Raw genomic sequence first — 13,480 nt, forward strand, 5'->3', positions numbered from 1 at the left:
CATGGGCAACTGGTCACGCTTCAACATCGCGTCTATCGTGCTCGGCTTCGGCTTTCTCTATCTGCCGATCGTACTTCTGGTGATCTTCTCGTTCAACGAATCGAAGCTCGTCACCGTCTGGGCTGGGTTCTCGACCAAATGGTACGCGCAGCTCTGGCACAATCAGGCGCTCCTCGACGCAGCCTGGGTCACCATCCGCGTCGCGCTGATTTCGGCCACCTGCGCCACGGTGCTTGGAACGCTCGCGGCGCTCGCGCTGGTGCGCTACACGCGCTTTCGCGGCCGTATGCTGTTTTCGGGCATGGTCTACGCGCCGCTCGTCATGCCGGAGGTCATCACCGGCCTGTCGCTGCTCCTGCTGTTCGTCGCCATCGGGCTCGACCGCGGTTTCTGGACGATTACGCTCGCGCACATCACCTTCACCATGTGCTTTGTTGCCGTCGTCGTGCAGTCGCGGCTGCTCAGCTTCGATCAGTCGATCGAAGAGGCAGCGCTCGATCTGGGCGCGACCCCGGTCAGGACCTTCTTTGCGATCACCCTGCCGGTGATCGCGCCGGCGGTGTTTTCCGGCTGGGTCCTGGCTTTCACGCTGTCGCTCGACGATCTCGTGATCTCGAGCTTCACCACGGGACCTGGGGCGACCACGCTGCCGATGAAGATCTACAGTCAGGTTCGCCTTGGAGTGACGCCCGAAATCAACGCGATCTGCACGATCCTGATCGGCATCGTCGCCATCGGCGTCATCGTCGCATCCGTTGTCACCAAGCAGCGCGAAGCACAGCGAGAGAGGGACGAGCGCGCCGCTTTCGCGCAATAATGCTTATTCTGTTTTTCGAGGCAGCGGCCGGTGCGTCAAGCGCCGGCCGCTTCAGTTGGGCTCGCCGAGAACAGAAAGCGGCGAGATCACCGCATTCGGCCAGGAACCGCCGACGAAGAACCGCAAGCGCTGTTCCGCGTTGGCTGTGTCGGTAAAGGTCCCGGCGAGAGCCAGGCTGCCGCTGCGATAGGGAATGACGCCGTTGATAGACAGGCTGCCGGCCGGCCCGGTAAAGGTTGCGCGGTTCAACCGGGCAGACCCGTCGCTGAAGCGCGCCTCGATGTCGGCGCGCTGAAAATCGAACGTGCCGCTGCTCGCCTGCAAGAGCGAGAAGAACTCTCCCTTGCGCACCAGGTCCGAAAAGGCGTTGGCGTCGAACTCCGAGAGCTTGCCGTTGGCGAGCGACAAGGTCAGGCGCCCGGATGCGTCGGCCGCCTGCCGCGTCCAGAATGGATGGTCGGTGGCAAGGTCGAGATTGACGCTGCCTCGTCCCGTGGGCACGGGGCCGACAAAGCCGAAGTCGGCGGCCGCCGCCGCAAGATCAGCGTCCTTCAGAACCAGCGCCAACTTACCGCCACGCGCAAGGCCCGCTTCAGACAGTACGAGCCGGCCGCTGAGCCTGCCATTGGCATAGGTGCTGTCGCCGATATCGAGCGATGCACGCCCGTGATCGACCATGACGCCGGCGGCCACGTCGGTCAGCCGCAGCGGACCGATCGCCGCCTCCTGCGTCGACAGGCGAACGTCGACGCGCCAGGTGCGGGCGAAGGCGTCCGTCATATGTCTGGCGAGTTCCTCGGGATCGACGGGAAGCTCGGCGAACAACGGTTGCAGCCCGTTGAGATCGATCCTGTCGAAGGCGAGCGTGCCCTCGACGCGCGGCGTGTCGTCGGCAGGGATGGCAACGTCGAGCACACCGGTTGCCGTCGCCCCGCCAAGAGACAATTGCAGGTCGTCCAGCTTCAGCGTCGCGTCGCCGGTGGTGACATTGGCATTGAGGTTGAAGCTGCTTTCAGGCAGCCCTTCGTGCGAAGCACCCTCGAACCAGGCCGCAAGTGCGGGCAGCGACGCTGTGGAAACCTGGAGCCGGCCCGAGGCGAAGGGTTTCATCGACAGGTTGCCGACGCCGTCGAAGGAAAAATTGAGCGGGGCCGAGGTCAGCGACGTCTTGAGCGTGGTGTTCCGGCCGGCAAGCAAGGTCAGCGGCTCGTCGCAGGCGAGCGACCAGCTCACGGTCTGCCCGCCGATGACGCTCGACAGTTGCGCGTTCAGCCGCCCGGCAAAGGCGGGCCACTTCACGGTGCCGGATATGCCGGGGAATTCGCGCGCATAATTGGTCGTCCGGTCGAACACCTGCAAGCGGCCATTTTCGATCGTGATGTCGCCGAACGGGGTTTCGTCGCCGACTGCGGTGGGTTCGCGCGGTGCAAGCCAGCGCGGCCGGTCCCAGTTGAGTGTGCCGTCCGCGCCGCGCTCCAACGTCACCACCGGCTCGATCAGGCGGATATCTTCAAGTGCCGGTTCGCCGCGAAGTGCGGAGAGCAAGCTGAAGGCTGCGGTGATGCTGCCGATCCGCGCGAGTGTACGCGGGGTGCCGTCGGTCGTCTCGATCGTGGCTCCGTATAGTGTCAGCGTCGGGTTCGGCCAGAAACGGATGTCCGGCTCGCCGGTGATCCTGCTCTTGCCACCCGACCAGGCGTCGAGCATGCGCTCCATCGTCGGCCGCACGTCCGTGGTCGAGATCACCAGCGGCAAGGCTGCGTTATACCCGACGGCAAGCGCGATGCCGATCGCCGCGGGCCAGAGGAAATGGCGACGGCGAAGCCGCGACCAAAGGCGTGGTCGACCCAACATATGCAGGATTTTTCTTGTCATTTCCGCCTGGTTGCCCATCGCTTGGGATCACGCAGATTGGATAGGCTTTCGGCTTGCATAAATCAAATGCAGCGGACATGGAAATGTCGCCAATGCGATGCCCGCGGAGGTTCTCCTGCTGTTTATTTTGCGTTGCAGCATGATATAGAAGGCGTGGAGTAGGAGTGGAGGAAAGCATGCAGTCTGAGCAACCTTTGTGGGTTCCCGGTCCAGAAATTCGCGAGCACGGCCCGATGGCGCAGTTCATCGCCTGGTGCAGCGAGCGCTTCGGCAAGGACTTTGCCGATTATGACGCGTTTCACGCCTGGTCGGTTGCCGAACGCGGCGATTTCTGGACGGCGGTCTGGGAGCATTGCGAGGTGATCGGCCATCGTGGCGCGACGGCTCTCGTCAATGGCGACCGCATGCTCGACGCACGGTTTTTTCCTGAGGCCAAGCTGAATTTCGCCGAGAACCTGTTGCGCCGCGTCGGCAGCGACGATGCGCTGATTTTCCGTGGTGAAGACAAGGTCAGCTACCGGCTTTCCTGGGACGATCTGCGCGCGCTGGTTTCGCGACTGCAGCAGGCGCTGGAAGCACGCGGCATCAGTAAGGGCGACCGCGTCGCCGCCATGATGCCCAATATGCCCGAAACGATTGCGCTGATGCTGGCGACGGCGTCGATCGGTGCGATCTGGTCGTCCTGTTCTCCCGATTTCGGCGAGCAGGGGGTTCTCGACCGCTTCGGCCAGATCGGCCCGAAGCTTTTCATTGCCTGCGATGGCTATTGGTACAACGGCAAGCGCCAGGACGTTGACGCGAAAGTTCGCGCGGTTTCCGCGGCTCTCGGCGTTCCGGCGCTTATCGTTCCCTATGCGGGCGAGGCGCGGTCGCTGGCCGCCTCTATTGCCGAAGGTGTGACGCTTGAGGACTTCATTGCCCCATTCGAAGCCCGGCCACTCACTTTCGAGCGCCTGCCGTTCAGCCATCCGCTCTATGTGCTGTTCTCCTCCGGCACCACGGGCGTTCCCAAGTGTATCGTACATTCCGCGGGCGGCACGCTGCTGCAGCATCTGAAGGAACACCGCTTCCATTGCGGACTCGGCGATGGCGAGAAGCTCTTCTATTTCACCACCTGCGGCTGGATGATGTGGAACTGGCTCGCCTCGGGTCTGGCGGTCGGCGCGACGCTCTGCCTGTTCGACGGCTCGCCGTTCTACCCGGATGGAAACGTGCTCTTCGATTATGCGGCGGAAGAAGCGTTCGCCGTCTTCGGGACCTCGGCCAAATATATCGATGCGGTTCGCAAGGGTGGTTTCGAGCCGGCAAAGACCCACGATCTTTCCCACTTGCGCCTGCTCACCTCGACCGGTTCCCCGCTGTCGCCCGAAGGCTTTACCTTCGTCTATGAAGGCATCAAGTCGGATCTCCAGCTTGCCTCGATCTCCGGCGGCACCGACATCGTCTCCTGCTTCGTGCTCGGCAATCCGCTGAAGCCCGTCTGGCGTGGCGAAATCCAGGGCCCGGGCCTCGGGCTGGCGATGGACGTATGGGACGACGAGGGGCGCTCCGTGCGCGGCGAGAAGGGCGAACTGGTCTGCACCAAGGCATTCCCGTCGATGCCGGTCATGTTCTGGAACGATCCCGAAGGCGTCAAATACCGCGCCGCCTATTTCGAGCGCTTCGACAACGTCTGGTGCCATGGCGATTTTGCCGAATGGACGTCGCATGGCGGCATCGTCATCCATGGCCGCTCCGACGCGACGCTCAATCCCGGGGGCGTGCGCATCGGCACGGCCGAGATCTACAATCAGGTCGAGCAGATGGAAGAGGTCGCGGAAGCCCTCTGCATCGGCCAGGATTTCGAGGATGACGTGCGCGTCGTGCTGTTCGTGCGCCTGGCGTCCGGCGTGTCGCTCGATGAGCGGCTTGAGAAGGCGATCAGGACCCGCATCCGCACGGGTGCATCGCCACGCCACGTGCCGGCGAAGATCATTGCCGTCGCCGATATTCCCCGCACGAAATCCGGCAAGATCGTCGAATTGGCTGTCCGCGACGTCGTGCACGGGCGCCCGGTCAAGAACAAGGAGGCGCTTGCCAACCCGGAGGCGCTCGATCTTTTCGCCGGGCTCGATGCCCTTAAAAATTGAAGGGCGTTAACCTGTTCGCGCTTTCGGAATTAACCAAGGCTTCAGACTTGCTGATAAATCCCTAAAATTGTCGGATCGGCTGGTAAGGTCTTGTTAAGGATTGGGGGCGCATGGTCATCCCAACTTGAGGCCGGCCGATGAGTGGTCGGCGTCTGGCAGCGATGCCGCCGCAGACATGATGTCATTACTTCTCGAGCATTTGTTGGTTTAGCATTCGATTAACGAGGTGGCCTCCCAGCCGCCTCTTTTTTTGCCTTGAGCGTGGCCGGGTTTTGCCGCGCTTCAGGCGGAGAGAACCGCTCCGCACTTCTCCTGGAATGGCATCAGGGCCGACGTTCCATCGATCGCGACACCAGGATAACGGGGATCATGCCGGCGATGACGATGATCATCGCGGCCACCGACGCATCCTCGACCTTCGCCCGCGACGCGTCCTCATAGACCAGGGTTGCAAGCGTGTTGAAGTTGAATGGGCGCAGCATGATCGTCGCCGACAGTTCCTTCATGGTCTCGATGAAGACGAGCAGTGCTGCGGTCAGCACGGCGGGGCGCATCATCGGCAGAAGCACGGTGCGCAGCGTCTGTCCGCCGGTGCGGCCGAGCGCGCGCGCGGCCATGTCGAGATGCGGCGACAGTTTCTGGAAGCCCGCCTCCAGCGTGCCTTCTGCCATGGTGAGGAACCGCACGGTGCAGGCATAGATGATGGCAAAGCCCGTTCCGGTCATCAACAGGCCGGTGGAGATGCCGAAGGTGCTGCGAAAGCCGGCGTCCACCCAATTGTCGAGCGCTGCCAGCGGAAAGAGCACGCCGATGGCAAGGACCGTGCCGGGCACGCCGTAGCCGAAGGAGGCGAGGCGGCCGGCCGTGTCGGTGAAGCGCGAACGTCCGGTGCGGGCCGCATAGGCAAGCACGAAGCCGAGCAGCACGGTTACCAATGCGGTGGCACCGGACACCAGGATGCTGTGGAAGAGCGCGTTCAAGAGCCGTGGCTCGATGAATTGATCGAGGCGCTTCAGAGCGTAATTGCCGAGAATCAAAAACGGTACCGCAAATCCGGAGAGAACCGGGAGCAGGCAGGCTGATGTCGCGGCCCACTTCTTCCAGCCGGAAAGCGAAAGCCTGGAGGCGTCATGCACCGCCGACGTCGTCTTCTGGCTGGAGAAACGCTGCCGGCGCCTGGCCGCCCGCTCGATCATCATCAGGCCGATCACGAAGACGAGCATGATGCAGGCGATCTGGGCAGCACCGGCAAGGCTGCCGCGGTTGAGCCAGGTGTCGAAGATCGAGAAGGTCAGCGTTTGCACGCCGAGGAATTCGACGGCGCCGATATCGTTGAGCGTCTCCATTGCCACCAGCGTCAGGCCGATCATGATCGCCGGCCGCGCCATCGGGATCTGGATGCGGAAGAACACCTTTAGCGGCCCCGCTCCAAGCGTGCGGGCAACGTCGGCGGCCGCGCGCCCCTGCATCAGGAACATCGAGCGGCAGGCGAGATAGATATAGGGGTAGAGCACGGAGCTCAGCACCATAACGGCGCCGCCGAGCGAGCGGATATCGGGAAACCAGTAGTCACGGCTGGTCTTGAAGCCGAAAACGGCGCGGATCAGTCCCTGCACCGGGCCGGTAAAGGTAAACAGCTCGCCGAAGGCATAGGCCGCGAGATAGGCGGGAATGGCAAGCGGCAGCACGAGTGCTGCAGACAGGAACCGGCGCAGCGGAAACTCGCAGCTTGCCACAAGCCACGCGGTCAGGATGCCGACGATGGCAGTCGTCGCCCCTGTCAGCCCGATCAGCAGCAGCGTGCGGATGGTGGCACGCGGGATGACGTTTTGCATGAGATGCGGCCAGTCGGCCGCGCCGCCCGAGATCGCCAGCCACGCTATGGCGAGGATCGGCATCAGCACGATCAGCGAGGCACCTCCGGCCCACACGGCGAGCAGCGGATGGGAAAGACCGGTTCTCGCGCCGGTGCGGCGCCGCTTGAGGCTTTGTGACGTTGACTGCAATCGATCGAACCCGGAGCGGTACGGCTACAGCACCACCCGTCGGATAGGACGCGTTAAGGACACTGCAACGCTTGAAACTCGCTGCACAACCGGCTCCGCTTCTTGGAGAAGACCGTGCAGTAGGAATGGCCGTGAGGACGCCAGCAAACTGGCTTCCCCAAGTCAACATTTCCTTACAGCATCTGTCCTCAGTTCGCCAAGACGCGTTGTGACGGGAAGGAGATTTCCACCAGCGTGCCCTCGTTCGGTGCCGAGGTGATGGCGAACTGCGCGCGGTTGGCTTCAGCCATGGCCTTGGTCAGTGGAAGGCCGAGGCCGGTGCCGTCGCCGCGCTTGCGGCCGCCTGTCGTCACCTGCCGGAACGGCTTCATCGCCTGATCGAGTTCGACGCGCGTCATGCCGACGCCGGTGTCGCGGATGCGAAGGATGACGCTGCCGTTCGCTTCATAGGAGGTGGATACGACGATCTGACCGCCCGATGGCGTGAAGCGGATGGCGTTTGCCAGGATGTTGAGCGCGATCTGCTTGATCGAACGGCTATCGGCGACCACGCTCGGCACCGTTGCCGAAAGCGACGTGCGGATGATGACGCGCTGGCTGTTGGCCTGCGGCTGCACCAGCGAGACCGCCTCGGAAACCGCATCGTTGATTTCGACCGAGCCGAAGTCGAGATCCATCTCGCCCGCCTCGATCTTGGAAATATCCAGGAGGTCGTTGACGATGTCGAGCACGTGGCGGCCGGAACGGCCGATGTCGCCGGCGTATTCGATGTAGCGGGGATGGCCGACCGGGCCAAAATGCTCGCTGGCCATCATGTCGGAAAAGCCGATGATCGCGTTGAGCGGCGTGCGGATTTCATGGCTGACGCGCGCCAGGAACTCGGTCTTGTGGGCGTTTGCGGTCTCGGCCGCGCGCTTGGCGTTGCGCAACTCTTCTTCGGTGCGCTTCCACTGGGTGATGTCGCGGATGACGGCGCAATAGCCGTTGGAGGCGGACAGGCGGCCGATGGTCATGAACAGCGGCAGGAAACCGCCCGCTGCCTCGCGGCCGATCACCTCGCGGCCGTCGTTGAGTACGCTGGCAACGCCGTGACCGGACAGGCCCTGCAGGTAGTCGATAACAGCCTTCTGGCTCTCATGGGCAAAGAGCGCCGCGAACGGCTTGCCGCGGATTTCGCTCTCATCGTAGTTGAAGAGAGCGCTCGCCGAGCGGTTGACCGAGCGGATATCGCCGTCATGCCCGAGAATGACGACGCCGTCGGTCGCCGTCTCCAGGATAGAGCGCAGCTCATCAATTTCGGTCTTGAGCTTGCCGACCTGTTCGTCGGGGACGACGGCAGCAGGCAGAACGGTTTCAGTCGGGCCGCCTTCGCTCTCGTGGGCTTGCGCGGCTTCGGTCGAGGCGAGCGCCAGCATCAGCGCGCTCTTGCCGTCCCAGCGGATCGAATGCAGGTGCGCGGTGACCGGTACGAGTTGCCCGGTCTTGCGGATCAGCGTCATCGTACCATCGGGCTCCGCGTCGCCCACCTCTTCGTCATTGGCAAACAGCGCGTCGATGCCGCCTTCCTCTTGAAAGTCGTCGAGCGTGTCGTAGCCGGTCAGACGCAGGAATTCCGGATTGGCGTGCAACAGTTCGTCGCCACGATGCACCAGCAGGCCGACAGGCAGGCTGTCGAGGATCTCGCCGCTGAAGCCGACGGTTGCGATTGCCGCCGGATCGATGCCCGCTTCGGCGAGTTCGTCGGAGCGGGGTTCGGCCGCAGCCACTTCGCTCGATGTCGGCGTCGCAAGCGACGGTTCGGGCTCGCTGGTTGTGGCAGGCGCCGCCTCGAAATCTGCTTCGTGGTCAAGCTCTGATACCGGCTGCTCGATTTCGCCGTGGGTCGCGGCGGCCGAAGCCTCATTCGACGTCGTGTCCTCCGCCTCCGGTTGCGCCACGAAATTCTCGCCCAGCTGCCGCGCGATTTCGCGAAACGCCGCCTGCTCGCCGCGGGTAAGGGCGCTCGACCCGGCCGGGCGATGCTGCTCGAGCTCGATGATTTTATCGGAAGCCCGTCGCCCTGGCGTCTCGACGATGCGAAGCGCCGGCCGTTCGCCAAGGAACGGATCGGTCGACAGCTGAGGCTGGTCGGTTGTTGCCGTCTCGCTCGCCTGCGGCTCGTCTGCAAAAAGCGAGGGCTCGTCCGTTTCGCTGTCGCCGCCCCTCTGGACCTCGGTGATCGCCTCTTCGGCGAGAGGCAGGTCATCCGCGGCAGCTGGGGCGGCCATATGGTCGGCCTCCGGCACATCGTCGTCCCGGTCGAGCGAAAGGCCGTTGGCGTTTTCGTCTTCGATCGCGTCTGCAACGCGCACGATGCCGAAGCCGCGGAAGCCGTCGAATTCCCGCGAGCGCGAATAGGTCGGCAGGGCGGCGAGATCGACGGGCACCTTGAGGCTCGTGCCTTCGACCGGCCAGAAGATCGTCTTGCCGGACCAGGTGTCGCGGCGATGCAGAAGTTCGTTGATCTTGTTGTCAGGGTCGAGGCCGTAGCGGGCGGCAAGCGAGGCGAAGCTGACGCCGATCACATCGGCAGCCTTGGGCCCGACGGCCGAGGCAAATTCCTCCGAGATTTCGCTGAACTGTCCTGCTGCGTCGATCTTCCAGACAAACCGCACCGCCCGTCCGCCGGTGGCAAAGGCGAAGTGCGGCGGAGCGCTGTCGGCGTCCATTTGCTCAGCGGGTTCCGTCGGCAGCGCATCGGCAGCAGGTGCCGTGTCGGTGATCGGCGGTTGGGCCGGCGCTTCCTCGACAGCATCGGTCTGTTCGCGAGCATCATCCGCTGTTACCGCGGGCGCCGTTTCCACGGGCGTCTCGCCAGTTCCGTCGACTTCTGGAATGGGGGAGGGGGCGTCAGCTTCAGTCGCACCGACGGTATCGTCGGCTTCCGCAAGCGGCGGCTCGATTTCGTCCTCGGCGATGACCTGCTCATCCGCCGACATCGCATCGTCGGGAACCGGCGGCTCGTCGACCGCTTCCACCACGTTGGCAGCCCCGGCTGCGTCCGTTTCGGCGGCAACAGGCGCGATATCGCTGACACCGTCGGCCTCGACGACACCAACGACAGCTGCCGAAGTCAGCGCCGCCTCGGCCGGTGCCTCATCCGGATCAAGGTTGCCGAGGATGGTTTCCACCGCGAAGAGAAGATGCAGCGCCGGCTCGTCGGCGATCTTGCCGATGGCAGCGGGCAGGTGTCCCTTTGCCGTGGCGACCGGGCGCTTGATCAGCCAGTCGTGGTCGCGGGCGACTGCCATGACGAGTTGGCGGCGCGTCTCGCCGGACATGCCGAGATTGGCAAAGCCCGGTGACTGCGCGACAATCGCGCCGTCGGCATCGAGCACCGCCATGTGGGTGTCCGGGCCGTCGAGCCCGGCAATCATGCGCGCCGCGCGATCTTCCGTCGAAAGCGGCTTGCCGGAATGGGGGGCTGTGAACAGCACGCCGAGTTCGTCCGGCCGGACTCGGATCAGCTCGACAGCCGTATTGAGCGGCACGCTTCGAAAGCCCGCGGCAATGCGCATCAAGAGCTGTCGACGGTCGCCGACCGAAACGAGCTGCGTCGCTGCCGCCTTCAGCTGGCGCGCCGACAGGTCGTTCGGGTTGGGCCCCGTTTCGATGAAGTCGTAGATCGAGTCGGCGCCGAAGAAGGCCGCACCCTGATCGTTCGCCCATAGAACCCGGCTGAGATCTCGCGAAAACAGGATCGCCGCATCGCCGCGCGCAAAATGTTCGCGCACCCGCTCGTGCACGGCAATGTCGATGAAGGGGTACTGTCTTGCGGGCATGGACGGGCCTATTGACGGGTCGCGGGTACGTTAACACTCTATTAATACCCGCCGAGCGGCTGAGGGTCCAGCAATCCGGGCCTCTCGCTCACCCCTTTCGCCGCGAAGGGTTAACGTAGGTGAATTTGTGCACTGCACAATTTTATTGCAATGCACAAGAATATCGATTATATAAGGTGCATCAATCAACGGCGCCTCAAATGAGGGCCCTGACACCAAGGAGCGCTTTCATGGCTACCAAGAAGATCGACGACGCATTTTCCTTCTCCTCTTTCGACCCGGCAAAGGTTGCCGACAGCTTCCGCGACTTCGCGGAAAAGGGCGCCGCCCAGTCGAAGGACGCCTATTCCAAGATGAAGACCGCTGCCGAGGAAGCAAGCAAGACCGTCGAAGCGACGCTTGAAAGCGCCCAGACCGGCAGCGTCGAGCTCGGCCTGAAGGCCATCGACGCCCTGCGCACCAATGCCGAAAACTCGCTTTCGCACATGGAAGCGCTGCTCGGCGTGAAGTCGCTGTCCGAATTCGTCGAACTGCAGACCTCGTTCTTCCGCAAGCAGGCCGAACTTGCCGTCGAGCAGACCAAGTCGATGCAGGAAGCAACCAAGAAGGTTGCAGAGAATGTTGTAAAGCCGGGCAAGGACGCCGCTGAAAAGGCGATCTCGTCTTTCAAGAAGGCCTGATCCGCGCCGGCCCCTGGCCGCGCTGGGTTTGAATGGGACCGGGTGGCTTGCCATCCGGTCTTTTTGCAGGATAATCTCAAGTTTAGGCTTGCAATGCGACGGAAGTCTCCGTATGTGAGCCGCCAAGCGACTGATGTCGCTTGTTTGTGCGGTTGTAGCTCAGTTGGTTAGAGCGCAGGTTTGTGGCACCTGAGGTCGGAGGTTCGAGACCCCCCAACCGTACCATTCTTCTCTTAGAATAGCTTTCCTTGCTCGGCCGGTTTGCGGCTTTGAGCCTCAGGTCGGTACGATCCTGCGCCGGGTCTGCGTGATTTACGCGGTGCCTACTTTGCCGGGATAGGCGTCAACAGCGAGGCGGTGGGTGTCCTCGGATACTCGAACGGGCTGCGGTCCTGCTCTTCGAGTGTTGGAAGCCCTAGCAGCGACCGTCGTCGCGAAGCGGAGGTCTTTTCGCGGGTGCTACGATAAGCTCCTAAATAATCGCGGACCAGAGTATCCACCTTACGGTCGATCTCTCGGAAGAGCGGAATGTCGTTGCAAAACCAGTAGTGCTTGCCCCAACCATCAATTATCCCCTCGACCCTTTTCAGGGTTCCGATGACGCTATTGGCCTTTTTGAGGCATTTGCCGTCCTGAACTGCGAAGAGCGCTTTCTTGCTCTCCGTGAACGTGCTCTCCAATGACGTTAGGAAGCGCCTTTGGGCGGCTGTGCTGGGACGAATAATCCCTGGTTGTACCTCTACGCCCAAGAAAACAAATCCGTTCTTTAACGGTATCGCGCCTTTTGAAGATTTTTCAGGTGAAAGCTCCATCCCGAGGTTATCGAGGATTGCTGTTGCCTTTTTTAGCCTGGCATTCGCTGCTTTTGCGGTCGGCGCCAAGACAAGGAAGTCATCGATGTACCGGATGCAACGGCAGTCCCCATTGTTCATCTGCTGATCAAAATCAGCAAGAATGATGTTGCCCAGGAGCGGTGACAGGGAATTCCCTTGTGCGACGCCAATGTCGTAAATTGGGAAGTCGTTAATCTTCTCGCTAAGCTTTGCCATGTTCGACAATTCAGTAGTGATCGCCTTCTCGACGAAGTCCACGAACAAATCGTCATTCACCGCGGACCTGATTATCGCCAGAACATCGGGCTTCGATATTTTCGTAAAGAATGCTCTTATGTCAGCCGCCACATAGAATTGTGCGCCGCCTTTTACAGATTTGAGGGCTTCTTTGATGGCGGCGGGTACCGCTGTGGGATTGTCACGCTTGTTCTGGTCCGCAACGATCTTACGCCTGAGGCCGCCGAAACTATGAGGTGTCTCTACGTAGTTCTTAATTGCTGGGACGGTTAGAAGAACATTGAGGACCGCGCGCTGAACAATTCTGGCTTCGACATTTGCGAGCACTAGGGGGCGGAACTTACCCGTTTTTTGCCCTCGAGAATCCAGCTTGAGGAGGGGGATTCCTGTCGATTGACCAAACTCGAATTTCCCTCGTGCTAGCCGATTGCAAAGAGAACGTATTCTTGCGCCGGAATCATCCGCAAAGTCGGCTATTTCCTTGCGTACAGATTCCGATTGTGACGTCCGTGCGTTTTCCTGGATGACACGCCACGCACTTTCGATGTTATCGTGTTTCCAAACGGCTTTAAGAAGTGGTGACTTCAAGGGCGTCCTTAGGGTCCTGTTGGTAAGCCTGACCCGTCCGACGGTTTCTGTTCCCCGCAGCGTGACCTTTCGGCCCGTTCCGCGCGACGCGTACGGCAACTCTCGTTGTCGCATCGCCGTGGCATTGCCCCTCGGTCCCGACGCAAATGACGCCCGCCGCGAGTCCTGCCAGAGACAGTCCGATCAGAGTCAGAAGCTTGCGCCTCTGCCGACCGGCCCGCGCCGAGTTGGCACGTTTTTGCTTGTCATGATCGTCATCCTCTCTTTCCGGCAAGGCTACGGTTTTTCGCCCGCCTGGCAAGGTCGAAGACGGATCCGGCTCCGGCCCGCCCGTGAAATAAATGCTACCAGCCGCCCAACAGGTACCCTTGATGGTAAAGGTTACAGCTAGCGATATTGTCTCGGACGTGTCGGGACTGTTCCCCGCAGCGTGACCTTTCGGCCCGTTCCGCGCGACGCGTACGGCAACTCTCGTTGTCGCATCGCCGTGGCAT

General features: G+C 62.1%; 7 protein-coding genes and 1 tRNA gene. 4 read left to right on the plus strand and 4 right to left on the minus strand.

Annotation, left to right across the window (positions count from 1 at the left end; genetic code table 11):
- Position 1 precedes the first annotated feature (1 nt).
- The gene (locus HT585_RS03195; protein ID WP_176351568.1) at positions 2–817 is read left to right on the plus strand and encodes an ABC transporter permease subunit; all 816 of its coding nucleotides are present in this window, start codon (positions 2–4) and stop codon (positions 815–817) included.
- 51 nt (positions 818–868) lie between these two features.
- On the opposite strand, the gene HT585_RS03200 is transcribed toward HT585_RS03195, so the two are convergent.
- Positions 869–2,692: an AsmA family protein gene (locus tag HT585_RS03200; protein WP_176351569.1), complete on the minus strand. Its 1,824-nt coding sequence runs from the start codon at positions 2,690–2,692 to the stop codon at positions 869–871.
- A 176-nt stretch (positions 2,693–2,868) separates the two neighbouring features.
- Here HT585_RS03200 and HT585_RS03205 point away from each other — a divergent pair, with 176 nt between their 5' ends.
- Complete coding sequence (locus tag HT585_RS03205) at positions 2,869–4,821, plus strand: acetoacetate--CoA ligase (RefSeq protein ID WP_176351570.1); 1,953 nt, start codon at positions 2,869–2,871, stop codon at positions 4,819–4,821.
- 323 nt (positions 4,822–5,144) lie between these two features.
- On the opposite strand, the gene HT585_RS03210 is transcribed toward HT585_RS03205, so the two are convergent.
- Both HT585_RS03210 and HT585_RS03215 read right to left on the minus strand, forming a co-directional pair.
- Positions 5,145–6,827, minus strand: coding sequence for an ABC transporter permease (locus tag HT585_RS03210; protein WP_176351571.1), 1,683 nt, complete (start codon positions 6,825–6,827; stop codon positions 5,145–5,147).
- A 188-nt stretch (positions 6,828–7,015) separates the two neighbouring features.
- Positions 7,016–10,648, minus strand: coding sequence for a PAS domain S-box protein (locus HT585_RS03215; RefSeq protein WP_176351572.1), 3,633 nt, complete (start codon positions 10,646–10,648; stop codon positions 7,016–7,018).
- A 230-nt stretch (positions 10,649–10,878) separates the two neighbouring features.
- Between HT585_RS03215 and HT585_RS03220 the strand changes: the two genes are divergently transcribed.
- Both HT585_RS03220 and HT585_RS03225 read left to right on the plus strand, forming a co-directional pair.
- A complete protein-coding gene (locus HT585_RS03220) occupies positions 10,879–11,328 on the plus strand; it encodes a phasin (protein ID WP_077504281.1) in 450 nt (149 codons plus the stop codon).
- Between the two features lie 148 nt (positions 11,329–11,476).
- Positions 11,477–11,553: transfer RNA gene (locus HT585_RS03225), tRNA-His, on the plus strand.
- A 98-nt stretch (positions 11,554–11,651) separates the two neighbouring features.
- On the opposite strand, the gene HT585_RS03230 is transcribed toward HT585_RS03225, so the two are convergent.
- On the minus strand, positions 11,652–12,986 hold the full coding sequence (locus tag HT585_RS03230; RefSeq protein WP_176351573.1) for a reverse transcriptase/maturase family protein: 1,335 nt from the start codon (positions 12,984–12,986) through the stop codon (positions 11,652–11,654).
- Positions 12,987–13,480: the final 494 nt, after the last annotated feature.

Origin of the sequence: Ensifer oleiphilus (assembly GCF_013371465.1) — a bacterium.
Classification (GTDB): domain Bacteria; phylum Pseudomonadota; class Alphaproteobacteria; order Rhizobiales; family Rhizobiaceae; genus Ensifer; species Ensifer oleiphilus.